General features: G+C 65.3%; 22 protein-coding genes and 1 pseudogene. 9 read left to right on the top strand and 14 right to left on the bottom strand.

Going from position 1 to position 23,846, the window contains the following annotated elements; genetic code table 11:
* Positions 1 to 28: 28 nt before the first annotated feature.
* Positions 29 to 1,099 carry an aldose epimerase family protein gene (locus tag JQ616_RS20785; RefSeq protein WP_212017457.1) on the bottom strand — a complete coding sequence of 357 codons (1,071 nt, stop codon included), beginning with the start codon at positions 1,097 to 1,099 and terminating at the stop codon, positions 29 to 31.
* Positions 1,100 to 1,101: 2 nt separating this feature from the next.
* The gene (locus JQ616_RS20780) at positions 1,102 to 2,031 is read right to left on the bottom strand and encodes a Gfo/Idh/MocA family protein (RefSeq protein ID WP_212017455.1); all 930 of its coding nucleotides are present in this window, start codon (positions 2,029 to 2,031) and stop codon (positions 1,102 to 1,104) included.
* A gap of 223 nt (positions 2,032 to 2,254) precedes the next feature.
* Between JQ616_RS20780 and JQ616_RS20775 the strand changes: the two genes are divergently transcribed.
* Positions 2,255 to 2,860 carry a TetR/AcrR family transcriptional regulator gene (locus JQ616_RS20775; protein ID WP_212017453.1) on the top strand — a complete coding sequence of 202 codons (606 nt, stop codon included), beginning with the start codon at positions 2,255 to 2,257 and terminating at the stop codon, positions 2,858 to 2,860.
* Here JQ616_RS20775 and JQ616_RS20770 read toward each other — a convergent pair.
* A complete protein-coding gene (locus JQ616_RS20770) occupies positions 2,857 to 3,807 on the bottom strand; it encodes a fatty acid desaturase (RefSeq protein ID WP_212017451.1) in 951 nt (316 codons plus the stop codon). The genes JQ616_RS20775 and JQ616_RS20770 overlap by 4 nt on opposite strands.
* 14 nt (positions 3,808 to 3,821) lie before the next feature.
* Positions 3,822 to 4,853 (bottom strand): annotated as a pseudogene (locus JQ616_RS20765) (alpha/beta fold hydrolase).
* A gap of 209 nt (positions 4,854 to 5,062) precedes the next feature.
* On the opposite strand from JQ616_RS20765, the gene JQ616_RS20760 reads away from it, so the two are divergent.
* From JQ616_RS20760 to JQ616_RS20730, 7 genes are all read left to right on the top strand, one after another.
* Positions 5,063 to 6,400 carry an MFS transporter gene (locus JQ616_RS20760; RefSeq protein ID WP_212017449.1) on the top strand — a complete coding sequence of 446 codons (1,338 nt, stop codon included), beginning with the start codon at positions 5,063 to 5,065 and terminating at the stop codon, positions 6,398 to 6,400.
* 142 nt (positions 6,401 to 6,542) lie between these two features.
* Entirely contained in the window at positions 6,543 to 7,448 is a 906-nt protein-coding gene (locus JQ616_RS20755; protein WP_212017447.1) for a LysR substrate-binding domain-containing protein, read from the top strand.
* Positions 7,449 to 7,571: 123 nt separating this feature from the next.
* On the top strand, positions 7,572 to 8,513 hold the full coding sequence (kdgD, locus tag JQ616_RS20750; protein WP_212017445.1) for a 5-dehydro-4-deoxyglucarate dehydratase: 942 nt from the start codon (positions 7,572 to 7,574) through the stop codon (positions 8,511 to 8,513).
* A 30-nt stretch (positions 8,514 to 8,543) separates the two neighbouring features.
* A complete protein-coding gene (gene gudD, locus JQ616_RS20745) occupies positions 8,544 to 9,899 on the top strand; it encodes a glucarate dehydratase (RefSeq protein WP_212017443.1) in 1,356 nt (451 codons plus the stop codon).
* Positions 9,900 to 9,919: 20 nt separating this feature from the next.
* Positions 9,920 to 11,368 carry an aldehyde dehydrogenase family protein gene (locus JQ616_RS20740; protein WP_212017441.1) on the top strand — a complete coding sequence of 483 codons (1,449 nt, stop codon included), beginning with the start codon at positions 9,920 to 9,922 and terminating at the stop codon, positions 11,366 to 11,368.
* 107 nt (positions 11,369 to 11,475) lie between these two features.
* The gene (gene garD / locus JQ616_RS20735) at positions 11,476 to 13,017 is read left to right on the top strand and encodes a galactarate dehydratase (protein WP_212017439.1); all 1,542 of its coding nucleotides are present in this window, start codon (positions 11,476 to 11,478) and stop codon (positions 13,015 to 13,017) included.
* A 99-nt stretch (positions 13,018 to 13,116) separates the two neighbouring features.
* Positions 13,117 to 13,290, top strand: a complete 174-nt coding sequence (locus JQ616_RS20730; protein WP_249137021.1) for a hypothetical protein — start codon at positions 13,117 to 13,119, stop codon at positions 13,288 to 13,290.
* A 70-nt stretch (positions 13,291 to 13,360) separates the two neighbouring features.
* Here JQ616_RS20730 and JQ616_RS20725 read toward each other — a convergent pair whose 3' ends face one another.
* Positions 13,361 to 13,618, bottom strand: coding sequence for a hypothetical protein (locus JQ616_RS20725; protein WP_212017435.1), 258 nt, complete (start codon positions 13,616 to 13,618; stop codon positions 13,361 to 13,363).
* A 216-nt stretch (positions 13,619 to 13,834) separates the two neighbouring features.
* On the opposite strand from JQ616_RS20725, the gene JQ616_RS20720 reads away from it, so the two are divergent.
* Positions 13,835 to 14,011, top strand: a complete 177-nt coding sequence (locus JQ616_RS20720) for a hypothetical protein (RefSeq protein ID WP_212017433.1) — start codon at positions 13,835 to 13,837, stop codon at positions 14,009 to 14,011.
* Positions 14,012 to 14,050: 39 nt separating this feature from the next.
* Here JQ616_RS20720 and JQ616_RS20715 read toward each other — a convergent pair whose 3' ends face one another.
* The 9 genes from JQ616_RS20715 to leuC form a co-directional block, all read right to left on the bottom strand.
* Entirely contained in the window at positions 14,051 to 16,210 is a 2,160-nt protein-coding gene (locus tag JQ616_RS20715) for a xanthine dehydrogenase family protein molybdopterin-binding subunit (protein WP_212017431.1), read from the bottom strand.
* A complete protein-coding gene (locus JQ616_RS20710) occupies positions 16,207 to 16,668 on the bottom strand; it encodes a (2Fe-2S)-binding protein (protein WP_212017429.1) in 462 nt (153 codons plus the stop codon). The genes JQ616_RS20715 and JQ616_RS20710 overlap by 4 nt, the downstream gene beginning before the upstream one ends.
* Before the next feature lie 125 nt (positions 16,669 to 16,793).
* Positions 16,794 to 17,663: a helix-turn-helix domain-containing protein gene (locus tag JQ616_RS20705; RefSeq protein WP_212017427.1), complete on the bottom strand. Its 870-nt coding sequence runs from the start codon at positions 17,661 to 17,663 to the stop codon at positions 16,794 to 16,796.
* A 123-nt stretch (positions 17,664 to 17,786) separates the two neighbouring features.
* Entirely contained in the window at positions 17,787 to 18,644 is an 858-nt protein-coding gene (locus JQ616_RS20700; RefSeq protein ID WP_433995982.1) for an ABC transporter permease, read from the bottom strand.
* A gap of 11 nt (positions 18,645 to 18,655) precedes the next feature.
* Positions 18,656 to 19,462 carry an ABC transporter ATP-binding protein gene (locus tag JQ616_RS20695; RefSeq protein ID WP_433995981.1) on the bottom strand — a complete coding sequence of 269 codons (807 nt, stop codon included), beginning with the start codon at positions 19,460 to 19,462 and terminating at the stop codon, positions 18,656 to 18,658.
* 23 nt (positions 19,463 to 19,485) lie between these two features.
* Positions 19,486 to 20,550 (bottom strand): ABC transporter substrate-binding protein, encoded by a 1,065-nt coding sequence (locus JQ616_RS20690; protein ID WP_249137018.1) that lies wholly within the window; start codon positions 20,548 to 20,550, stop codon positions 19,486 to 19,488.
* The gene (gene leuB / locus JQ616_RS20685; RefSeq protein ID WP_212017421.1) at positions 20,547 to 21,680 is read right to left on the bottom strand and encodes a 3-isopropylmalate dehydrogenase; all 1,134 of its coding nucleotides are present in this window, start codon (positions 21,678 to 21,680) and stop codon (positions 20,547 to 20,549) included. Before leuB ends, JQ616_RS20690 begins: the two co-directional genes overlap by 4 nt.
* Entirely contained in the window at positions 21,677 to 22,312 is a 636-nt protein-coding gene (leuD, locus tag JQ616_RS20680; RefSeq protein WP_212017418.1) for a 3-isopropylmalate dehydratase small subunit, read from the bottom strand. Before leuD ends, leuB begins: the two co-directional genes overlap by 4 nt.
* Position 22,313: 1 nt before the next feature.
* Complete coding sequence (leuC, locus tag JQ616_RS20675; RefSeq protein ID WP_212017416.1) at positions 22,314 to 23,717, bottom strand: 3-isopropylmalate dehydratase large subunit; 1,404 nt, start codon at positions 23,715 to 23,717, stop codon at positions 22,314 to 22,316.
* Positions 23,718 to 23,846 lie beyond the last annotated feature (129 nt).

Raw genomic sequence — 23,846 nt, 5'->3', positions numbered from 1 at the left:
TCGGCGGCACGATCGGTCATGGCGTCACTCACACGGTTGAAAAGCGGTAGACGATGCTGCGCCGGTAGATTTGCCCGGGATCGAGCCGCGCCGACGGAAAGTCGGGCCGGTTCGGCGTGTCCGGCCAGGCATGCGGTTCGAGACACAGCGCGTCGGACTGCCGGTACAGCCGATCGCCCTTGCCGGCGCTCGAGCCGTCGAGGAAATTACCGGAATAGAACTGCAATCCCGGCTGATCGGTAAACAGCTCCATCACACGACCGCTGCGCGGCGCCTCGAGGCGCGCGGCCAGGCGAAGGTCGGAGCCTGAGGCGAGGCAGAAATTATGGTCGTAGCCGCGCCCGAGCCGCAGCTGCTCGTCATTCATCCTGATCCGCGCGCCAATCGCGATCGGCTCACGGAAATCGAACGGCGTGCCGTCAACCGGCCGCGGCGGCTCCGGTAGCGGGATCGCCGTGGCATCGACCGCGAGGAAATGGTCTGAGGGGATGGTCAGGCGATGATCGAGAATCTGTGTGCCCGAGCGCGCACCTTCGAGATTGAAGAAGCTGTGATTGGTGAGGTTGAGGCAGGTCGGCCGGTCGGTCGTCGCCTCGTAGGTGACCGAGAGCTCCATCGGAGCGCGCACGCGATAGGTCACCCGCGTCGAAAGATTGCCCGGATAGCCCTCCTCGCCATGCGGGCTCTCGCGCTCCAGCACCAGCGTCGGCCCCGGATCGTTCGAGAGTTCGACGATCCGCCACATCTTGCGATCAAACCCCTGCGGCCCGCCGTGCAGCGCGTTGGGCCCGTTGTTGGCCTCGAGCGTCACCGCCTCGCCATCGAGCACGAACCGCCCGCCGGCAATCCGGTTGGCAAAGCGCCCGATGGTCGCGCCGAAGAATTTGCGCTGCGCGAGATAGCCGTCGAACGCGTCATGGCCGAGCACGATGTCGTCGCATTGTCCGTCGCGATCGGACGCGAGCAGCGCTTGCAGCGTGGCGCCGAAGGTGAGGATGGCGGCCTCGAAGCCGTGTTCGCCACGCAGCGTTACGCGCTCGACCACGGTGCCGTCGTGCAATGTGCCGAAGGGGGCGCGAGCGATTTTGGCTGATGTCATTGTCAGTCCTCGAACGCCTCGACGAGGCGCCGTCGCCCCAGCATGAAGCTATCGGCGACCAGCCGCAAGGGCGCGAGGTCGACGTCCGATTTTCCTTCCGACGTCAGCGTGACAAAACGACGGTACAGCGCGGGATATTCCTCACCCGTGGCATCGACCATCAGCCTGTCGCCGTCGCGCAGCTGCCGTCCGCCTTTCGACAGCGTCACCAATCCGGCTTCAGTCTCGCACAGGATGTCCCAGCTCGGCGCGCCGGTCTGGCGGAAATCGAACTGGGCGTGGATCGGCAGACCGCTCTGATCGGACAATTCGAGTTCCGCTGCGATCGGCGCCTCGCGATTGGCGGGAAAGTCCAGCACCGCGCTCCTGACAAAGACCTGACGCGGCAGGATCTCGGTCAGGATCGACAGCGCGTTGATGCCGGGATCGAACACGCCGAAGCCGCCTGCCTCGAAGATCCAGGCCTGGCCGGGATGCCAGACGCGAACATCTTCCTTCCAGACCACGGTCATCTTGCTGATGGTGCGGCCAGCGAGCAATTGCCGCGCCGGCCCAACCGCGGGCGCGTAGCGCGAATGCCATGTTGCGAATAATGTCCTGCTCGCCTCATGCGCGGCCGCGATCAATGGCGTGAGCTCGCTCAACGTCGCGCCCGGCGGCTTCTCCAGCAGCACGTGCTTGCCCGCGGCGAGCGCAGCAGTGGCCTGCGCATGACGCAGCTGCGGCGGCGTGCACAGCGCGACCGCATCGATCTCCGGCCCATCGCGCAACAACTCCTGCAGATCGCGGAAATGCGGCAGGCCGGGCGGCGTCTTGACCGGATCGACCACCGCGACCAACGCGGCGCCTGATGTCTTCGCGATCGCAGGCAGGTGCTGCCGGCCGGCGATCTCGCCGAAACCGACGATGGCGATGCGAAGCAGGTCACTCATGGCCGTCCTCGCGCTGTGGCCCACCGACCGGCTGATGCCGACCGGCCAGAATCATAGGCCAATGCCGAATATCAACGGCATGATCGGACATTGGTTGCAAGCGCGCAAGCCCGCCACGTCCCGCTGTGACGGTCTGGCGTCGGCGACAGTCTCATCCAGGGTTCGATTCCGTGCTATGCCGGTCCACGAAACGATGATTCAAACACGGGATGCGAATCCGGCCATGGCGAGCGGCAAGGCGGAGACCGAGGCGACGGGGCGGCGCGGCCGGCCGCGCTCCGCCGCAACCACAGCCGCGATCCTGCAAAGCGCCTATGTGCTGATGGCGACCACCGACCTTGCCGCCACCACCATCGACGCGATCGCCAGGCACTCCAACGTTTCGAAGATGACGATCTACAAATGGTGGCCGTCCCGCGAGGCGTTGCTGATCGATGCATTCCTCGACCAGGCCTCGCGCGCTGTGCCTTTACCGGAGACAGGCAGTGCCGTGGCCCGCATCCGCCGCCATGTCGCGACCTATGTCGAGGCGTTGCAGGGCGAGTTCGGACGGGTGCAGCTTGCGGTGATCTCGGAATGCATCTCGAAGACCGGCACGGCCGAATTGTTCTATGAACGCTATCTTGGCCTGCGCCGTACCAGGATGCTCGAGATCATCACCGCCGGCCAGAAGGACGGCAGCATCGGCGCACCGGGCGTGCCCGGCGATATCTATGACGCGATCTATGGCAGCCTGTTCTATCGCTACGTCTTCGGCATCAAGCCGCTGACGCCGGCCTATGCCCGCAACCTCGTCAATCTGGTGCTGCGGCCGCGCGCCGACGCTTAGGCCGACCGCTGCCGCTGGCCGCGAAACCACACCCAGGTCTCGCGCGTCACCGCGCGGTAATTTCTCCCGCGATAGACGATGTGGCCATCGACGACCGCATTCAGCTTCGGCAGCGCATGGAACGGCACCGTGGGATAGGCATGGTGCTCGACATGATACGGCATGTTCCAGGCGAACCACCTCATGATCCGGCCGGTCATCGTGGTGCGCGTGTTCTCGAATGCGCTCCGTGTCCGCTCGCAACCGGTGTGCTCTGCATAGAGGTACGGCCGCAGGATCAGTTGACCGGCGAGCAGCGGCACGATCCAGACCCAGAGCAGGATCGCGCTGTGCAGCGCGAGCGATGCCGCAAGCAGCAGCAGGTAGCCGGCGAGATAGAGTCTTGCCTCCAACACGATCGAAGCGCGCTTGTGCTGCGGAATCCACGGCACGATCACTTGTCCAGTGAGTGCGTGCCGAAACATCAAACGGATGCGGACCAGCACCTGCAACAGCCCGGAATAGGCGATCGCGAGCTGGGTGTCAGACGCCGGCTTCGGACCGACGATCAACTCCGGATCCTTTTCCGGATCCTGGGTGTAGCGGTGATGGTCCCAGTGAAACAGACAGTAATACTGGTAGGGCAGTCCAATCATGAAGGCCGACAGATTGCCGACGGCGAGATTGAGCGCGTGGCTGCGGAACGCCGTTTTGTGCGCGGTCTCATGCACCACCATGAACAGGAACGCGACGAAGTAGCCCTGCAACGCGATCAGGGGCAGCGCCCATGGCAGACCGTAGCGCGACGAGACCAGCCAGATCAGCGCTCCAACAACAGCGATCATCCCATAATGGCTTGCAGCGCGCACCGCGCCGGCGAAGTTCGACTTGGTCGACAGGTCGCGCAAGGTCAGCGGGCTCAGCGGCTTGAGGCGAGGTCCGGCGTCACTGGTCTCTGCGATGCTCATGGTCGTCTCATTTGTCAGCGTTGCAGCAGCGCCGAGATTTCGGCGTTGATGAAGGCGCGGTCTTCGGCGTTGTTGATCGGATTGCCGGCGCGGTGGCCGTGGATCGAGGGAATGGCGTGCAGCGCCGCCGAACGAGCATTGACCAGGCGGCCGAGCTCGTCCTCATTGTCGCGCGGATCCAAATAGCGGTCGGTACGCCCCGGCATCAGCAGCACATGCGCCTTGATCGCGGCGAGCGCGCGGTCGAAGTCGCCACCGAATTCATCGCAGCGGCTGATGTCACCGGCCTGCCAGATCGCGACCTGCGCCAGCAGATCATTCGCATCGCGCCGCGCGAAGGCACTGTCCCACGATTCTGCGAGGTAGTCTTCCAGCGAGTTGAAGCCGGCCGCGCGCCACAGTTCCTCGCGATAGAATTCATGCGACATCGCCCAACCGGCATAGACGCGTCCCATCGCGCGCAGGCCGGCGGTCGGCTTGGTGACGAAACGGCCGTCCCGGTACGCCGGGTCGGCCGTCAGCGCAGCCTTCACAGCTTCGAGGAAGACATAGTTGTACGGCGAGCACCGTGCGCTGCCGCACACCACGGCGGCGCGCTCGACCATGTCGGGATAGCGCGCGGCCCAGTGATAGGCCTGCATGCCGCCCATCGACCAGCCATAGACCAGCGCGAGCCTGGTCACGCCAAACCGCTCGACCAGCAGCCGACGCTGGATGGCGACCGCGTCGTGATAGGTGAAGGCGGGAAACGTAGCGCCGCCGAGCACCTCGGCCGAATTCGACGGCGAAGACGACAGGCCGTTGCCGAACAGGTTCGCGATGATGATGAAGTAGCGCTCGGGATCGAGCGCCCCGCCCGGCTGCACCAGCCATTCGATGTCCTAATGCTGAGCGGAGAACGACGTCGGATAGAGGATGACATTGTCTTTGGCCGCGTTCAGCGTGCCGTAGGTCTTGTAGGCGAGCGCAAGCTGCGGAAACACCGCGCCACCCTGCAAGGTCACCGAACCTGCCTCAAACACCTCGTAGTCGCGTGGCGTGGTCATTCGACCTCCAACAGCGGGGCGCACCACTGCACCCTTAATAACTGTACTATTGGTACACTAATTGGAGGGCCGAGGCAACAGGGGTCGAAGGTGGAATGACACCGGGCCGATCCATTCAAAATCGGTATGGATCAATACCCGTTTCGGCTTGGACCCATTGCCGTCATCTCTCTAGGACAGACCCTGAGGAAATTTCCAAGGAGGCGCGAATGAGCGCAATTGTGTCCGCCACGGATGCGCGGCGATCCCGCGTCCGGCTGTTGATCGTGACGATGCTGTTTCTCGTCACCACCGTGAACTATGCCGATCGCGCCACGCTCTCGATCGCCGGCCCCGCCCTTTCCAAGGAACTGCATCTCGACCCCGTCGCGATGGGTTACGTGTTCTCGGCCTTCGGCTGGTCCTATGTGGTCGCCCAGGTGCCATGCGGCTGGCTGCTCGACCGTTTCGGTTCGAAATGGGTCTATGCGATCGGCATCATCATCTGGTCGATCTTCACCGCGATGCAGGGTCTGGTCGGGTTCCTCTCCGCCGGCGCGGCGGTGGTGCTGCTGTTCGGCCTGCGCTTTCTGGTCGGCATCGCCGAGGCACCGTCGTTCCCGGCCAATGCGCGCATCGTCGCCTCCTGGTTCCCCGGCAATGAGCGCGGCACCGCATCGGCCTTCTTCAATTCCGGGCAGTATTTCGCCACCGTGATCTTCGCGCCGCTGATGGGCTGGATCGCACACGCGTATGGCTGGAGCCACGTGTTCTACGTGATGGGTGGGCTCGGCATCATCATGGGGATCGCCTGGATCAAGACGATCTACGAGCCGAAGGACCATCCCGCGATCAACGAGGCCGAGTTCGACTACATCAAGGAGGGCGGCGCGCTGGTCGATATGGATGCGGCGAAGGCCGGCAAGACGCAGGACTCTGGCCCGAGCTGGGACCACATCCGCCAGCTGCTCTCCAACCGCATGATGCTCGGCGTCTATATCGGCCAGTACTGCATCAACACCCTGACCTACTTCTTCCTGACCTGGTTCCCGGTCTATCTGGTGAAGGAGCGCGGGCTGTCGATCCTGCAGGCCGGCTTCGTCGCGACCTTGCCGGCGCTGTGCGGCTTCATCGGCGGCGTACTCGGCGGCGTGATCTCGGACTATCTGCTGCGCCGCACCGGCTCGCTGACCATGGCGCGCAAGGTCCCGATCGTCGGCGGCATGCTGCTGTCGATGTCGATCATCGCCTGCAACTATGTCGACGGCCAGGCGCTGGTGGTCGGCTTCATGGCGCTCGCCTTCTTCGGCAAGGGCATCGGCGCGCTCGGCTGGGCCGTCGTCTCGGATACTTCGCCAAAGGAAGCCGGCGGCGTCTCCGGCGGGCTGTTCAACACCTTTGGCAACCTGTCCTCGATCACCACGCCGATCATCATCGGCTACATCCTCGCCGCCACCGGCTCGTTCAACGGCGCGCTGGTGTTCGTCGGCGCCAACGCGCTGGTCGCGGCGATCGCCTATCTGTTCATCGTCGGCGAGATCAAGCGGGTGCAGCTGAAGGCGGCCTGAGCCAGGCCGCTCGCGGTCGTAACAACATCTCGACGGCGGCTGCGGCCGCCGTCTTTGTCTTCTTGTTTGTCTTCTTGGCCAGTGGGAGGCATCGATGCTAGAACGGACAAATCCTAAAGCGATCCATTCCAGGCTAGCATCGATGTTCGACCTGAACCAGCTCCGCTGTTTCGTCACGGTGGCCGAGGAATTGCACTTCGGCCGCGCCGCGACGCGGCTCAACATGACGCAGCCGCCGCTGAGCCGGCAGATCCAGGTGCTCGAGCACATCATCGACGCGCCGCTGCTGGAGCGCACCAGCCGCTCGGTGCGACTGACCCCGGCGGGACGCAGCTTCCTGCCGGAGGCGCGACGCATCCTCAAGCTCGCCGAGTCGGCCTCTCAGGTCGCGCGCCGCATCGCGCTCGGCAAGACCGGTTCGCTCAAGATCGGCTTCACGGCGGCCGCCGCCTACGGCTTCCTGCCTGACCTGATCGCGGCCGCCCGATCGCGCCTGCCCGAGGTGGATTTCTCCCTGAAAGAGATGGTCTCCGGCGAACAGTTCGAGGCGCTCACCACAGGCCAGATCGATGTCGGCCTGTTGCGCCCGCCGATCGCGCGGCCGGAATTCGCCAGCCGGCGCGTTGTCGCCGAGCCGTTGCTCGCCGCGATCCCGAAGAAGCATCCGCTGGCGGCAGCCGAGACCGTCAGCATCAAGGATTTCGACGACCAGCCTTTCGTGATGTATTCGCCCTACGAGGCGCGCTACTTCCACGATCTCTTGGTGTCGCTGTTCACCCGCGCCGACGTGCTGCCGCGCTATGTGCAGCATCTCAGCCAGATCCACTCGATCCTCGCAATGGTGCGGGCCGGGCTCGGCATCGCCATCGTGCCGGAGGCCGCCGCCAGCCTGAAAATCGCGGATGTTCGGCTGAAGCCGCTGAAGCTGCGCACGCCGGTGCCGGTCGAGCTGTTCATGGTGTGGCGACGCGATCACGAGAACCAGCTGCTGCCGTCATTGATCGAGATCGCAACTGAAATCGCAGCCCCGCAGCTGCGCGGCGATTGATGCAGAGTTAGCATCGCTCGATACCGCGTTTGGCTTGGACGCGCATCGAAGCATTTCCTAGAAATGCGCCATGGACGCGCGCTGCTCGCGCATCCTTCCCAACATCATTCAAGGAGTGGCGCCATGAGCAAGATGACCCCTCAGGAGATGGCCGCGAGAATTGGCGGCGGCCTCCTGTCTTTCCCCGTGACCCCGTTCAAGGCCGACTATTCGTTCGACGAGGCGACCTATCGCGCCAACATGGACTGGCTGTGCGGCTATGACGTCGCCGGCCTGTTCGCCGCAGGCGGCACCGGCGAGTTCTTCTCGCTGACCCCGGCTGAGGTTCCGCATGTCGTGAAGATCGCGGTCGAGGAGACCAAGGGCCGCGTTCCCGTGCTGGCCGGCACCGGCTACGGCACCGCCATCGCGCGCGAGATCGCTGTTGGCGCGGAAAAGGCCGGCGCCGACGGCCTCTTGCTGCTGCCGCCCTATCTCACCCATGCCGAGCAGGACGGCCTCGCCGCGCATGTCGAGGCGGTGTGTTCGTCGGTCAAGATCGGCGTCATCGTCTACAACCGCGACAATGCGATCCTGCAGCCCGATACGCTGGCGCGGCTCTGCGAGCGCTGCCCGAACCTCGTCGGCTACAAGGACGGCATCGGCGACATCGAGCTGATGACCCGCGTCTATACCAAGCTCGGCGACCGCCTGACCTATATCGGCGGCCTGCCGACCGCGGAAACCTTCGCGCTGCCCTATCTCGACATGGGCGTGACCACCTATTCGTCGGCGGTGTTCAACTTCGTGCCGGAATTCGCCACCAACTTCTACGCCGCGGTGCGCCGGCGCGATCATCAGACCATCCATGCAGGTCTGAAGGATTTCATCCTGCCGCTGATCACGATACGCAACCGCAAGAAGGGTTATGCGGTGTCGATCATCAAGGCCGGCATGAAGGTGATCGGCCGCGATTCCGGCCCGGTGCGCCCGCCGCTCACCGATCTCACCGCGCAGGAGATCGCCGAGCTCGCAGCACTGGTGGCAAAGCTGCCGCAGGCCGCGACCCGGCAGGCAGCGGAATAAGCCAACAGCAAAGCACGAAGGGAGGAGCAAATGATTCAAGACACGATCCGCACCGGCTTTGCCGGCGCCCCCGTCGTCACGGCGATGGAGGTGATCCCGGTCGCCGGCCGCGACGGCATGCTCCTCAATCTGAGCGGCGCACACGCGCCGTTCTTCACCCGCAACCTCGTCATCCTCACCGACAACTCCGGCCACACCGGCGTCGGCGAGGTGCCGGGCGGCGAGAAGATCCGCAAGACACTGGAAGATGCCCGCGACCTCGTCGTCGGCCAGACCATCGGCGCCTGCAACAACATCCTGGCGGCGATGCGCAAGACCTTTGCCGACCGCGACGCCGGCGGCCGCGGCAAGCAGACCTTTGACCTGCGCGTCACCATCCACGCGGTCACCGCGGTTGAATCAGCGCTGCTCGATCTGCTCGGCCAGCATCTCAATCTCCCGGTCGCTGCATTGCTCGGCGAAGGCCAGCAGCGCGCTGAAGTCGAGACGCTCGGCTATCTGTTCTTCGTCGGCGATCGCAGCAAGACCAGCCTGCCTTACGTCGAGGGCGAGACCGGCAAGCCCGACTGGTTCAATCTGCGCCATCAGGCGGCGATGACGCCGGAGGCGATCGTGCGGCTCGCCGAGGCGACGCAGGCGCATTACGGTTTCGCCGATTTCAAGCTCAAGGGCGGCGTGCTCGCGGGCGAAGCGGAGATCGAGGCCGTCACCGCGATCGCGAAACGCTTTCCCAAGGCGCGTGTCACGCTCGACCCGAACGGCGCCTGGTCGCTCGACGAGGCGATCCGGCTATGCAGCAACATGCATGGCGTGCTCGCCTATGCCGAGGACCCCTGCGGCGCCGAGGCCGGCTTCTCCGGCCGCGAGATCATGGCCGAGTTCCGCCGCGCCACCGGGCTGCCGACCGCGACCAACATGATCGCGACCGACTGGCGCCAGCTCTCCCACGCACTGCGGCTCGGGGCCGTCGACATTCCGCTCGCCGATCCGCATTTCTGGACCATGCAGGGCTCGGTGCGGGTGGCGCAGACCTGCCGCGACAACGGCCTGACCTGGGGCTCGCACTCCAACAACCATTTCGATATTTCGCTGGCGATGTTCACCCATGTCGGCGCCGCCGCGCCGGGCAAGGTGACCGCGATCGACACCCACTGGATCTGGCAGGACGGCCAGGCGTTGACCAAGGAGCCGCTGCAGATCAAGGGCGGCAAGATCGCGATCCCGGATCGGCCGGGCCTCGGCATCGAGCTCAATCGCGGTGCCATCGAGGCGGCGAACGCGCTATACAAGCAGCATGGTCTCGGCGCCCGCGACGATGCGCTGGCCATGCAGTTCCTGATCCCGGGCTGGACCTTCGACGACAAGCGTCCCTGCCTCGTGCGCTAACAAGAAAGTTGGAGAGAAACATGACCGCTCACCAGAAGAACTTCATCGCCGGCGAATGGGTCGACGGAACCAGCATCACGCGGGACATCAATCCCTCCAACACCAAGGACGTGGTCGGCGAATACGCCAAGGCCGACAAGGCGCAGACCGAAAAGGCGATCGCAGCCGCAAAGGCCGCGTTCCCGGCCTGGGCGCGCTCGACGCCGCAGGAGCGCTTTGACGCGCTGACCAAGATCTCGGTCGAAATCCTCGCCCGCAAGGAAGAGCTCGGCCGTCTGCTCGCGCGCGAGGAAGGCAAGACGCTCCCCGAGGGCATCGGCGAGGTGGCCCGCGCCGGACAGATTTTTGCGTTCTTCGCCGGCGAGGCGCTGCGGCTGATGGGCGAGAAGGGCGCATCGGTGCGCCCCGGCCTCGACGTCGAGATCACCCGCGAGCCGTTCGGCGTCGTCGGCATGATCACGCCGTGGAATTTCCCGATCGCGATCCCGGCCTGGAAGATCGCCCCGGCGCTTTGCTACGGCAACGCTGTGGTGTTCAAGCCGGCCGAGCTGGTGCCGGGCTCCGCGCATGCGCTGTCCGAGATCATCGCGCGCTCGGGCATTCCGGCCGGGGTGTTCAACCTCGTGGTCGGTTCGGGCTCGGTGGTCGGCCAGACACTGCTGGATCATCCCGACGTCGCCGCGATCTCCTTCACCGGCTCGGTGCAGACCGGCCGCAAGATCGCGCAGGCCTGCGTGCTCTCCAATCCGATGAAGAAGTTCCAGCTCGAGATGGGCGGCAAGAATCCGCTCGTCGTGCTCGACGACGCCGACGTCAAGGTCGCGGTCGAGGTCGCCGTCAACGGCGCCTATTTCTCGACCGGCCAGCGCTGCACCGCCTCCTCGCGCCTGATCGTCACCGCAGGGATTCACGACCGCTTCGTCGATGCGATGACCGAGCGGATGAAGGGGCTTTCGGTGGACGACGCCCTGAAGAGCGGCGTGCATGTCGGCCCCGTCGTTGACCAGAGCCAGCTCGACCAGGACCTCCGCTACATCAAGCTCGGCCAGGACGAAGGCGCCCGCCTGCATTGGGGCGGCGAGCTGTTGAACCGCGAGACGCCCGGCTTCTACCTGCAGCCTGCGCTGTTCACCGGGGCGACCAACCAGATGCGCATCGCCCGCGAGGAGATTTTTGGCCCGGTCGCCTGCGTGATCCGCGCCAAGGATTATGAAGAGGCGTTGGCGATCTCCAACGACACCGAATTCGGCCTTGCGTCTGGCATCTGCACCACAAGCCTGAAATACGCCTCGCATTACAAGCGCAACAGCGAGGCCGGCATGGTGATGGTCAACCTGCCGACCGCCGGTGTCGACTACCACGTGCCGTTCGGCGGCCGTAAGGGCTCGAGCTATGGCGCGCGCGAACAGGGCGCCTATGCCCGCGAGTTCTACACCACGGTGAAGACGGCCTACACCTTCCCGGGTTGAGATGCGTAGGGTGGGTTAGCGTCAGCGTAACCCACCACGGCCACGACATACCAAGCATTGGTGGGTTACGCCTTCGGCTAACCCACCCTACAGATCGAGGAAGCTTCATGGACCAGTCGATCGGCGCGCAGGAGCAGCCGCGCTACATCAAGCTCAACGAACGCGACAATGTCGCGATCGTCGTGAATGATTTCGGCCTGCCCAAAGGCTCCCGCTTCGCGTGCGGCCTGACACTGCGCGCATTCGTGCCGCAGGGCCACAAGACGGCGCTGGACAACATCGCCGAGGGCGCACCGATCATCCGCTATGGCGAGGTGATCGGCCATGCACTGTCGCCGATCCTGGCCGGCGAATGGGTCGACGAGGCGCGCATCCGTATGCCCGACGCGCCACCGCTCGATCAGCTCGAGATATCGACCGCGGTGCCGCCGGCGCTGCCACCGCTCGAAGGTTTTACCTTCGAGGGCTTTCGCAATCCCGACGGTTCAGTGGGAACGAAGAACATCCTCGGCATCTCCTCGTCCGTGCAATGCGTCAAGGGCACGATGGAATATGCGGTGAAGCGGATCCGCGCCGAGCTGCTGCCGAAATATCCCAATGTCGACGACGTCGTGCCGCTGACCCACGCCTATGGCTGCGGCGTCGCGATCACGGCGCCCGACGCCGTGGTGCCGATCCGCACCCTGCAAAACCTCGCGCTCAATCCGAATTTCGGCGGCGAGATCCTGGTCATCGGCCTTGGCTGCGAGAAGCTCGCGCCGGAACGGCTCGTCCCGGAAGGCGTCAGCGATGCCATCGTGCGGATGCAGGACGAGGCCTTCGACGGTTTTGGTGCGATCGTCGAGGCGATCATGACCCAGGCCGAGGCGCGGCTGAAGGTGCTCAACACCCGCACGCGCGAGACCTGCCCGGCCGCCGATCTCGTGATCGGCCTGCAATGCGGCGGCAGCGATGCGTTCTCGGGCGTCACCGCCAACCCCGCAGTCGGCTTCGCCGCGGACCTGTTGGTCCGCGCCGGTGCGACCGTCATGTTCTCGGAAGTCACCGAGGTGCGCGACGCGATCCAGCTTCTCACCCGCCGCGCCGTCAACGAGGATGTCGGCCGCGCGCTGATCCGCGAGATGGCGTGGTACGATGCGTATCTGGCCCGCGGCGGCGCCGACCGCAGCGCCAACACCACGCCAGGCAACAAGAAGGGCGGGCTCGCCAACATCGTCGAAAAATCCCTCGGCTCGATCGTGAAGTCGGGCTCCGGCCCGATCGCCGGCGTGTTGTCCCCCGGTGAAAAGGCACGGCAGAAGGGCATGCTGTTTGCGGCGACGCCCGCGAGCGACTTCATCTGCGGCACCTTGCAGCTCGCCTCCGGCATGACTTTGCAAGTCTTCACCACCGGTCGCGGCACGCCCTATGGCCTCGCCGCCGCCCCCGTCATCAAGGTCGCGACGCGCAGCGAACTGGCGCGGCGCTGGAAGGATCTGATCGATTTCGACGCGGGCTGCATCGCGACCGGCGAGAAGACGATCGAGGAAACCGGCTGGGACCTGTTCCGCCTGATCCTCGACGTCGCCAGCGGGCGCACCAAACCATGGTCGGACAAGTGGGGCATCCACAACGATCTGACGCTGTTCAACCCGGCCCCGGTGACCTAGGCACCGCTCCGGCCCACGGGTTAACCGCCCGTTAGCCACCGGCCCAAGGGCCGGGGAACGTCGCAATTCGATTCAAATTGTCTGGGCATGGAGGCACACATGACCCGGACATCCCACGATCTCAAGGATCAGGCCGACCGTGCCGAGCGACTGGCGCGCACCGGCATGGACTCGCTAACCGTCGAGCGCTTGCGCGCCTACGCCCAAGAGTGCCGCAACCGGATCGCGACGGAGTCTCCGGATGCTCCCGCACCGGGTTCACCGACGAGCTAGGTATCACCCAAATACAAAGTCCGCCGTGACGGCGTCAGCGGCGGACTTCGCAACATCGCTTCGATCGGCATCAGTCGTCGTCGTGATGGATCACGGTCTTGCTGCGATTGCCGAACTCGTCCTGCTTCTTGATCACGGTGGTCCGGTCACTGCGCGGCTCACGCTCCCTGATCACGGTGGTACGGTCACGATCGCGGTCGCGATACTCGGGCGCCCGACCGACGGTTACGCCGGCGCCGACGGGACCGGCACGAACACCGATTTCATCGGCAAACGCAGGCGACGCGATCGCGGTCACCATGGCCGCGGCGAACAGGTATTTCCTCATGACGTCTCTCCTCCTCCAGTTGCGACGCGAGGAGGAACGTCGGCTGCGACATAGCGTTCCTATGTCGATCATGATGCAGATGCTCACGCGCTGACGCGGAACATCGCGCGGGAACTCGGCTGAACAGGCATTCACGTGTGTGGCGAAATGCTCATGTTCCACGCGTTGAATAGCCTGATTTGATGTCCCACGTCCTCAGCAACAGGAGGACGTTCCATGAAACAATCGCAGCAATTCCTCGACAATGCGGAGAACTGCGCCCAGCTTGCCGAGCGGGCCGACGACGACCCGACCTACAACCGCTTCAAGCGCATGGAGGCGGCGTGGCGCGCGCTGGCAATTGAGCAGGATTGGCTCGACGGCGAGACCTCGCCGGCGGAAACCGCAGCGTGAACTCTCGTCAATGCATCGCGGCCTCATCGGCCGCGATGCTCAGACCTCCTCGATCGGCAGCTTTCTGATCCGCCGTCCCGTCGCAGCAAAAATCGCATTGGTCACCGCCGGGGCGACGATCGCAGTGGCAGCCTCACCAAGGCCACCTGGATTTTCAGTGCTCGGAACGATGTGGGTCTCGATGCGCGGCACCTCGTCGATCCGCATCGGCGGATAGCTGTCGAAATTGGACTGCTCGACCCGGCCGTCCTTGATCGTGATCGCGCCACGCAGCGCCGCAGTGAGCCCGAAGATCGTCCCGCTCTGCACCTGCGCCTCGATCATGCTCGGGGTCACGGCGATGCCGCAGTCCACCGCGCACACGATGCGCTCGACCCTGACCTTGCCCTTGGTATCGACCGCGACCTCGGCGACCTGCGACAAATAGCTGCCGAACGCGAATTGCAGCGAGATGCCGCGCGCCTTTCCGGCCGGCATCGGCTGCCCCCAGCCGGCCTTCTCCGCGGCGAGGTTGAGCACTGCGAGCGCGCGCGGATTCTTCGACAACAAGCGACGCCGGTAGGCGACCGGATCCTGCTTCGCCGCGAAGGCCAGTTCGTCGATGAAGCTCTCGACGATGAACACGTTGTGGACCGGGCCGACGCCGCGCCAGAAGCCGGTGGTGATGCTGGCCGGCTCGACGCGAACGTAGTCGACCAGGATATTGGGCAACGCGTAAGGCGGCTCGGCGGCGCCTTCCACCGCATCGAAATCCAGCCCGTTCTTGAACAGCGGCGGCGCAAAGCGCGCCACCACTGACGAGCCGCACACCCGATGATGCCACGCCACCGGATTGCCGGCTTCGTCGACCGCGGCCGATATCCGGTCGTAGTAATAGGGCCGGTAAATGTCGTGCTGGATATCTTCCTCGCGGCTCCAGATCACTTTGACCGGACCATCGACATGCCTGGCGATCTTGACCGCGAGCAGCGTGCCGTCGGGCTCGAGCCGCCGCCCAAAACCGCCACCGAGAAACTGGTTGTGCAGAATGACCGCGTCCTTTTGCAGCCCGGTCAACGCCGCCACCCTGGTCTGCGTCACCGTCGGCACCTGGGTGCCGACCCAAATCTCGCAGGCATCCTTGCGGAGGTGAACCGTGCAGTTCATCGGCTCCATCGCTGCATGCGCCAGGAACGGCAGCTCGAACACCGCATCGAACCGTCGTGCCGCCTTGGCGAAGGCTTGCTCGACATTGCCCTCGTTCCGCGCGATGACACCCGATGTTTCCGACCCCGCTTTGAGCTGTGCCACGATGCTCTGGCTGTTGACCTGCGCGTTCGGGCCGTCGTCCCACTGGATCGCGGCGGCCTCCAGTCCCTTCTTCGCCGCACCGGTGTGGTCGGCAATGATCGCAACGGCTTCGTCGATCACGACGACCTGACGGACGCCCTTGATCGCCAGCGCTGCGGCCTGGTTCACCTGCTTTGGCTTGCCGCCGCCGACCGGCGAGATCGCGATCGCGGCAAACTTCATCCCGGGCTCGATCGCATCGATGCCGAACCGGGTGCGGCCGCTGACCTTGCCGGCGGCCTCAAGCCGCTTCGGCGAGGTGCCGATCAGCGAGAATTGACCGGGCGCCTTCAGCTTGATCTGGTCGAGCGCCGGCGGCCTGATCTGCGCCGCCGCCTGCACCACCTCGCGATAGGGCAGCGAACGCTTGCCCGAGGGATCGGTAATCACGCCAGCCTTGGCGGTGCATTTGGCCGGATCGGCTTTCCAGCGCTGCGCCGCTGCGGTCACCAGCATGATGCGCGCGGCGGCGCCCGCCTGGCGCAGCGGCAGCCAGAAGCCGCGGGTCGATGCCGACAGACCAGTCGACTGCTCATGCAGGATCGGGTTGGCATAGAGCGCGTCGTTTGGCGGCGCATGCTCGGGCACGATGCTGTCGAGCTTCACCTCGAGCTCCTCGGCAAGCAGCATCGCGAGCGATGTGTAGGTGCCCTGCCCCATCTCCACCATCGGGATGGTAAGATGGACGCGGCCGTCCGGCTCGATGCGGACGAAACCGTTCAGCGCTCCGTTCTCCGCACCCGCGGCTTCGGATCGGCCCGGCACGACGAAGGCCAGCGCCAGGCCACCCGCTGCGGTCGCGCTTGCTTTCAGGAACGTGCGACGCGAGAGCGCTGCGGCGTCCGCGCGACTTACTATGGTCAGCGTCATGGCTTTGCTCCGGCCGCCAGCTTGATCGCGTCGCGAATGCGGTTGTAGGTGCCGCAACGGCAGACATTGCCGGACATCGCATCATTGATATCGCCATCGGTCGGATGCGCGTTGGACATTAACAGCGCGGTCGCCGACATGATCTGGCCGGACTGGCAATAGCCGCATTGCACGACGTCGAGGTCGAGCCAGGCCCGCTGCACCTTGCGGCCGGCCTCGCTCTGGCCGATCGCCTCGATCGTCGTGATCGCGGCATCGCCGACGCTGTCGATCGTGGTGATGCATGACCGTGTCGCTGCGCCGTCGAGATGCACGGTACAGGCACCGCATAGCGCCATGCCGCAGCCGAACTTGGTGCCGGTCATCTGCAGCACGTCGCGCAACACCCACAACAGCGGCGTGTCACCATCCGCGTCGATCGTATGCGACGCGCCATTGATCTTGAGAACGAAGGACATTCTGCACCCTGCGAGATTCCGTCCGGCGGAACCGGATATGGCAGCGCTGGGCGCACTCGTCTCTCGCAGGATTGCCCTTGCGCCCGCGGAATTGCCACGTGCGCTCACATTCCGCTGAAGGAGAGTTATTGCCGGTAGGCGGCCGGCGATACTCCGACGACGCGCCTGAACGCGGTGGCGAAATGCGACGGGTTGTCGTAGCCGCACTTGGCCGCGATCGCCGTCACCGGCTCGTCGCCATGCGTCAGCAGCCGCTTCGCCTCCTCCATCCGCAGCTCGGTGAGGCGCTTCAGCGGCGTCTGTCCAAATTGCTTCTTGTAGAGCCTCAGCAGATGGAAGCGACTGACACCGGCCTCCTGTGCCAGCATCTCGAGGTTGACCGATGCAGCAAGGTTGTCGCGCATGAACGCATCGACCCGGCGCAGCCTTCCGCTGTTGCCGGGAGTCTGCGGTTGGGTGTCGAACCGACCGTGGCGGATCAGCAGATGCGCGGCCAGCATTTCCGCGGCGGTCTCGGCATAGAGATCGGGCGCTCCCTCCCTGAACGCCCGGTCGAGGCTGAGCATGACCTGGCTGACCAGCGGATCGACGGTGCCGATGCCGCTCGGCAAGACGGGGCCCGTCTGCCGCCGCTGCGGCAGGTCCTGCGCGACGCGGTCGAGCGTGGCCGCGGGCAGATGAAGCTGCAACGTGCTGTGGGTGGTGTCGCCGCGCCAGCGCAGCATCGCGGCCTCGCCCGGCGCGGTCATGCCGATATGGCCGACCTCGGAGCGAAACCGCTGCCAGCCGCCGCGATAGCGCACCTCGACATCGCAGGCACCGCCGGTCACCAGCACGATCAGATGGTCGCGCGTCGCAGGAGTCACGAACTCGTTAGCCTCGGCGGGATCGTCATAGGCCCGCAGCAGCAGCGAGCGCCAGCCGGCGTTCCAGCTGCACGCGGTCATCGATGCGCGCAGATATTTGTGGGCATCGAGGCTCGAAATCAGGGCCAAGAGAGGGCTCTCCATGGATCGGCCGGGGCTTACGGCGCCGGCCACCACGGCCTTTTACACCGCCGTCCCCCGCCCAGCCACGCGATGGCCGGCGGCCCCACATGCCAAAACGCCGTGCCGTAGCTATTCGGCGCTGCGCTGCCGCTGCCAGCGCAGCAGATAGGCCTGCAGCCGCCAGATGATCGTCGACAGCACGACGCCGACAAGCATCAGAACCACGACGGCAACCATCATGCCGGAGGCCTCGCCGCGCGCCTCGGATTCGATGATCAGCCGCCCGATGCCGCGCTCGGCGCCGATGAACTCGCCGACGATCACGCCGATCAGGGCGAAGGAGATCGCGGGCGTCAGCGAGGCGAACACCCAGGCCATGGTCGAAGGGATCACGACGGTGCGGGTGATCTGCCACTCGCTGGCGCCGAGCAGCCGCGCGGCGTTGGTGAAGCCCTCGTCGATCGAGCGCGCGCCCTCGAAGGTGTTGAAGAACACCAGGAAGACCACGACGATCCAGGAGGTCACGATCTTCGACATGTCGCCGATCCCGAACGCCAGCACGATGATCGGCGCCAGCGCGATCCGCGGGATCGAATTCACCGCGGTGATGAAGGGCTGGAAGATCGCGCTGAGCCGATCGGATCGTCCGAGGATCAGCCCGGCGACGAAGCCAGAGACCACGCCGGTGACGAAGCCGAAGAAGGTGTTCTTCAGCGTGATTGCAGTTGCCGCCCAGAGATTGTTCTCGTTGCGCGCCAGGCACTTTCCGAAATCGCCGTTGAACCAGCTGTTGAAGGCGCCGAGCTTCGAGGTCAGGCAGCTCTGGAGCAGGAAGTTGTCGAAGATCATCGACGGCTTCGAGATGAAGTAGGGATCGAGCAGGTCGGGCACCAGCCACGGCAGCCTGGCGCGGAGATCATAGCCCCACTGCCAGACCGACAGCACGACGGCGCAGATCAGGACCTGCCAACCGATCGTATTCATCATGCTGTACCGCTTCATGGGCTGCGGCCCTTGACGAATTCCTCGCCGAGCGAGTGCCAGATGTGCTGGAACAACTCGGCATAATGTGGGGTCTCGCGCACCTTCACCGCGTCGCGCGGGCGGGCGAAGTCGACCTCGAACATGTCCTTGATCCGGCCCGGCCGTGCCGAGAACAGGATGATGCGGTCGGCCAGTGTCAGCGCCTCGCCGAGATCGTGGGTCACGAACAGCACGGTCTGCTGCTCGCGCTCCCAGATCCGCAGCAGCACCTCGTGCATGTCGATCTTGGTGTGGGTGTCGAGCGCGCCGAACGGCTCGTCCATCAGCAGGATCTGCGGCTCGACGATCAGGGTCCGCATCAGCGCCGCGCGCTGCCGCATGCCGCCCGACAGCGCCGACGGATAGGCGTTCTCGAATCCCTTGAGCCCGGCCTGGGCGACGCATTCGGCGATGCGCTCTTTCCGTTCGTGCGCCGGGACGCCCGACAGCTCCAACCCGTAGCCGATATTGTCGCCGACGGTTCGCCACGGGAACAGCGTGTCGCGCTGGAAGACGTAGCCGACATTGGGTGTCGCCTTGCCGGCGACCACGCGCTTGCCGTCGATCAGGATCTCGCCGCCGGTGGGGCGGATCAGAGAGGCGATCATGTTGAGCACGGTGCTCTTGCCGGAGCCGGACGGCCCGAGCAGCGCGACGAACTCGCCGCGGCGGACATCAAACGTCACGTCGCGCACCGCCTCGATCGTGGTCTTGGCAAGCTGGAACGACTTGCTCAGAGCTTTGACCTCGACGCGGCGCTCGGCCGCGGCGCGCGGCAACACGGTTGCGCTCGTCTCGAGCGCGCTCAACCCGGATAGGCCTTTCGCGCCGCTTCGATCAGGTTCGAGTTGATCACATCGGCGATCTTGAGCGGCTTGATGCCGGTCATCTCGCGGAACCAGACCTTCTCGCCGCGCGCGAAGCTCGCCGCGTCGACAATGCCCTCATAGTCCGCGACCTTCTGGATTGCCGTGATCTCCAGCAGATTGGCATCGCGTGAGGTGCTGCCGACATAGGGCTCGATCGCGTCGTAGACCTCGGTCGGCTTGTGTGCCTTGATCCACTGCGAGGCGCGCCACAGCGCGGTCACGTAGGCCTGCATCTTGGCCGGGTCCTTGTCGATGGTGGCCTGCAGCGTAAAATGCGCGGTCACCGGCACCTTGCCGCCGATATGCTTGTTCCAGATCGCCTCGTCGGTGCCGTCGAACAGCAATTCGCCCCAGCCCTGCTGCTGCGCCTCGTTCAACAACGACAGCGAGCTGACGAGGATATCGACCTGCTTCGACTTCAGCGACCCCAGCATGGTGTCGACATTGCCGGTGCCGATCCAGGTCACCTTGTCGTCGAGCCCCATGGTTTCCATGTAGTAGGACGCCCACACATGGTTGGTGCCGCCGAGCGAGGAGACCGAGACGATCGGCTTGCGGCCGTCGGGCCGCTTCCATTGCGTGAACGCCTCCAGCGAGTTGATGCCCTGGTCCTTCAGGTCCTTGCGCAGGATGAACATCACCGAATTCGACCGCGTGTCGACCGGCAGCAGCACGCGCGCGGCGCGGCCGTGATTGGTCAGCTGCATCGGATGGGTGACGTCGCCGATGCCGATGTCGCCCTGCGACGAGGCGATGATCTCGCGGGTCTTCACGCCGCTGCCGCCCTGCACCAGCTTGCAGTCGAGCCCGGCGTCCTTGAAGTAGCCGATACGGTCGGCGACGAATTGCGTCTGATAGACCGGCACCGCGACCGGATAGATCGCGCGGCCAGTGGCCGCCTGCGCCCACGCCCGTCCGGTCGCCAGCGCCGCACCGCTCGCGGCGATCACCGTCAGGGCTGACCGCCGCGAAATGTAGGGCATGGCGACATCAGGCATCATGCGTGCTCCCTGGCCGAGATCTTGTCGAGCGCGCTCAGCACCGCGTCGCCCATCTGGACGGTCGATAGCTTCTTCGCACCCGCTTCCGCAATGTCGGCGGTCCGCGCGCCGGAAGCAAGCGCGGTCTGCACTGCCTGCTCCAGCAGGTCCGCATCCTCGGGGCGATTTAGCGTCAGGCGCAGCAGCATCGCGACGCTGAGGATCGAGCCGAGCGGATTGGCGATGCCCTTGCCGGCGATGTCGGGCGCGCTGCCGTGCACCGGCTCGTAGAGCGCCTTGCGCCGGCCGAAGCGGTCGACCGGGCCGAGCGAGGCCGACGGCAGCATGCCGAGCGAGCCCGAGGCCATCGCCGCGCAGTCGGACAGGATGTCGCCGAAGATGTTGCCGGTCACCATCACGTCGAACTGCCGCGGATCGCGCACGATCTGCATCGCGGCGTTGTCGACATAGAGGTGATTGAGCTCGACGTCGGAGAACTCCTCCTTGTGCAGCCTGATCACCTCCTCGCGCCAGACCACGCTGGTCTCCAGCACATTGGCCTTGTCGACCGAGCAAACCTTGTTGCGCCGGGTCCGCGCCAGCTCGAACGCCGAGCGCGCCACGCGCCGGATCTGGTTCGTGGTGTATTGCTCGGTGTTGAAGCCGCGGCGCTGGCCGTCGGGCAAGGTCTCGATGCCGCGCGGCTCGCCGAAATAGATGCCGCTGGTCAGTTCGCGGATGATGACGAAGTCGACGCCGTCGAGCACTTCGGGCTTCAGCGGAGCCGACGCCGACAGCGCCGGGCTCGCCATGATCGGCCGCAGATTGGCGTAGAGATCATATTTGCTGCGCAACCCCAGCAGACTGCCGGCCTTGCGCGCGGCCGCCGGTACTTCGGTGGTCTCGGGCCCGCCGGTCGCGCCCCACAGGATGGCGTCGGCCTCGTCCATCGCCTCCGCGGTATCCTCGGGCAACACCTTGCCGGTCGCCAGATACGGGATCAGGCCGTATTGCGCCTCGCGCAAGGTCATCGGTACGTTGCGCTTCGCCGCGAACCAGTCGAGCACGCGGCGCGACTGCGCGGTGACCTCGGGGCCGATGCCCTCGCCACCGACGACGGCGACCTTGACCATGTTGGATTGCGTGCTCATGCGGATATCCTTGTCGAATGAATCCAGGGCCGCGCGGTGCGGTCGGAAGCCTGGAAGGCGTGGATCTCGTTGTCGCGCTGCAATGTCAGCGCCACCTCATCGAGCCCCTTCAACAGCCCTTCGCGCCGCCGCGGGTCGATCTCGAACGCATGCCGCGCGCCCGACGGCGAGACGATGGTTTGCGCCTCGAGGTCAATCGAGACCTTGCCCGCGCCCTGGGTCGCCTCGATGTCGGCGGCAAGCTGATCGACCACCGCCTTGTCGACGAGGACGGGCAGAATCCCGTTCTGGAAGCAATTGGCGAAGAAGATGTCGCCGAAGCCGGAGCCGATGATGGCGCGGATGCCGCGCTCCTGCAGCGACCACACCGCGCCCTCGCGCGACGAGCCGCAGCCGAAGTTCGGCCCGGTGACGAGGATCTCCGCCTCGCGATACGGTTCGCGGTTCAGGATGAACTCCGGATTCTCGGAACCGTCGGGCAGATAGCGCAGCGAGCCGAACGCCCATTTGCCGAGCGTGCCGCGGATTCCATTGCCGACCAGGCGCTCGATGCGGATGATCACGTCGGTGTCGATATTGCCGCGCATGATCGGCGCAGCGGTTGCGGTGAGCTTGTCGAACGGTTTCGGCATCTTAGCGCCCCATCATCCTGACATCGGCGATCGCGCCGGCAATCGCCGACGCCGCCGCGCTCGCGGGGCTCGCCAGATGGGTCCGCGCCCGCGGCCCCTGCCGGCCGACGAAATTGCGGTTCGAGGTCGAGACCGAGCGCTGGCCGGGCGCCACCACCTCGCCATTGGCGGCAAGGCACATCGAGCAGCCGGGCTCGCGCCATTCGAAGCCGGCGTCGATGAATATCTTGTCGAGCCCTTCGGCGACCGCCTCGCGCTTGACGTTTTCCGAGCCTGGCACCACCCAGGCGCGGACCCCGGCCGCGACCTTGCGGCCGCGCGCGACCTCGGCCGCGGCGCGAAGATCGCTAAGGCGACTGTTGGTGCAGGAGCCGATGAACACCCAATCGACCGGCGTGCCGGCGATCGGTGCGCCGCCCTGCAGGCCCATATATTCAAGCGCGGTCTCGATCGCCGCGCGCCGTGCGGGATCGTCGACCGCCTTCGGATCGGGAATGATGCCGTCGACGCCGACGACGTGCTCAGGGCTGATGCCCCAAGTCACTTGCGGGATGATCTTCTCGACGTCGATCACCACTTCGCGATCGAACACCGCATCGGGATCGCTCGGCAGTTCGCGCCACGCCTTGACGGCGAGATCCCACATCTCGCCTTGCGGCGCATAAGGACGTCCGCGCAGGAATTCGAAGGTCTTCTCGTCAGGCGCCACCATGCCCATCTTGGCGCCGAGCTCGATCGAGAGGTTGCAGATCGTCAGCCTTCCCTCGATCGGCAGCGCGCTGATCGCACTCCCGGCATATTCGACCGCATAACCGGTGCCGCCGGCGGCGCCGACATGCCCGATCAGCGCCAGGATCATGTCCTTGGCGGTGACGCCGAGCGGCAGCTTGCCCTCGAAGCGCGCGCGCATCGTCTTCGGACGCTTCTGGATCAGCGCCTGCGTCGCCAGCACATGGGTGAGCTCGCTCGATCCGATGCCGAAGGCGAGCGCGCCAAGACCGCCATGGGTGCAGGTGTGGCTGTCGCCGCAGACGATGGTCGCGCCCGGCAGGCTGAGGCCGAGTTCGGGCCCGATGACATGGACGATGCCCTGGCCGGGCTGATCGACATCGAACAGCGTGATGCCGCTCGCCGCCGTCTCGACCCGCAGCGCGGCCAGCAATTCCATGCCGATCTTGCTGGTCCCGGCGCGCCCAGGCGCCGTCGAGAGCGCATGATCCGGCGTCGCAAACGTCAGTTCGGGATTGTGAACCTTGAGGCCACGGCTCTTGAGGTCGAGCAGGCCGCGCGAGCCGCCGAGATCGTGCAGCAAATGGCGATCGATATGAAGGAGGTCAGTGTCCTCGCTCAAACGGGCAATGACATGCTGGTCCCAGATCTTCTGGAGCAAACTTCGGCCGGGCATCCGCCTTCCCCTGCTCTCTGCGTTTCCATGCGTCTTGATCTTGTTGGCGCCAATCTGTGCCAAAGTTGTCGTCAAGTGAAGCTGTTTCGGCCTAACATCACATATGTGATGGAGGCGGTATGACCCGCC

This window comes from Bradyrhizobium tropiciagri (genome assembly GCF_018130545.1).
Taxonomy (GTDB): domain Bacteria; phylum Pseudomonadota; class Alphaproteobacteria; order Rhizobiales; family Xanthobacteraceae; genus Bradyrhizobium; species Bradyrhizobium tropiciagri_A.
Note: the sequence above shows the minus strand (reverse complement) of the source record. Positions and strands in the feature narration are given on the sequence as shown.

Coding starts and splice junctions, on each gene's coding strand:
- JQ616_RS20775 (WP_212017453.1), top strand. CDS start 2,255: ATGGCGAGCGGCAAGGCGGAGACCGAGGCGACGGGGCGGCGCGGCCGG.
- JQ616_RS20700 (WP_433995982.1), bottom strand. CDS start 18,644: ATGATGAATACGATCGGTTGGCAGGTCCTGATCTGCGCCGTCGTGCTG.
- leuC (WP_212017416.1), bottom strand. CDS start 23,717: ATGCCCGGCCGAAGTTTGCTCCAGAAGATCTGGGACCAGCATGTCATT.
- leuB (WP_212017421.1), bottom strand. CDS start 21,680: ATGAGCACGCAATCCAACATGGTCAAGGTCGCCGTCGTCGGTGGCGAG.
- kdgD (WP_212017445.1), top strand. CDS start 7,572: ATGAGCAAGATGACCCCTCAGGAGATGGCCGCGAGAATTGGCGGCGGC.
- gudD (WP_212017443.1), top strand. CDS start 8,544: ATGATTCAAGACACGATCCGCACCGGCTTTGCCGGCGCCCCCGTCGTC.
- JQ616_RS20755 (WP_212017447.1), top strand. CDS start 6,543: ATGTTCGACCTGAACCAGCTCCGCTGTTTCGTCACGGTGGCCGAGGAA.
- JQ616_RS20770 (WP_212017451.1), bottom strand. CDS start 3,807: ATGAGCATCGCAGAGACCAGTGACGCCGGACCTCGCCTCAAGCCGCTG.
- JQ616_RS20730 (WP_249137021.1), top strand. CDS start 13,117: ATGACCCGGACATCCCACGATCTCAAGGATCAGGCCGACCGTGCCGAG.
- JQ616_RS20725 (WP_212017435.1), bottom strand. CDS start 13,618: ATGAGGAAATACCTGTTCGCCGCGGCCATGGTGACCGCGATCGCGTCG.
- JQ616_RS20720 (WP_212017433.1), top strand. CDS start 13,835: ATGAAACAATCGCAGCAATTCCTCGACAATGCGGAGAACTGCGCCCAG.
- JQ616_RS20760 (WP_212017449.1), top strand. CDS start 5,063: ATGAGCGCAATTGTGTCCGCCACGGATGCGCGGCGATCCCGCGTCCGG.
- JQ616_RS20690 (WP_249137018.1), bottom strand. CDS start 20,550: ATGATGCCTGATGTCGCCATGCCCTACATTTCGCGGCGGTCAGCCCTG.
- garD (WP_212017439.1), top strand. CDS start 11,476: ATGGACCAGTCGATCGGCGCGCAGGAGCAGCCGCGCTACATCAAGCTC.
- JQ616_RS20780 (WP_212017455.1), bottom strand. CDS start 2,031: ATGAGTGACCTGCTTCGCATCGCCATCGTCGGTTTCGGCGAGATCGCC.
- leuD (WP_212017418.1), bottom strand. CDS start 22,312: ATGCCGAAACCGTTCGACAAGCTCACCGCAACCGCTGCGCCGATCATG.
- JQ616_RS20740 (WP_212017441.1), top strand. CDS start 9,920: ATGACCGCTCACCAGAAGAACTTCATCGCCGGCGAATGGGTCGACGGA.
- JQ616_RS20715 (WP_212017431.1), bottom strand. CDS start 16,210: ATGACGCTGACCATAGTAAGTCGCGCGGACGCCGCAGCGCTCTCGCGT.
- JQ616_RS20785 (WP_212017457.1), bottom strand. CDS start 1,099: ATGACATCAGCCAAAATCGCTCGCGCCCCCTTCGGCACATTGCACGAC.
- JQ616_RS20710 (WP_212017429.1), bottom strand. CDS start 16,668: ATGTCCTTCGTTCTCAAGATCAATGGCGCGTCGCATACGATCGACGCG.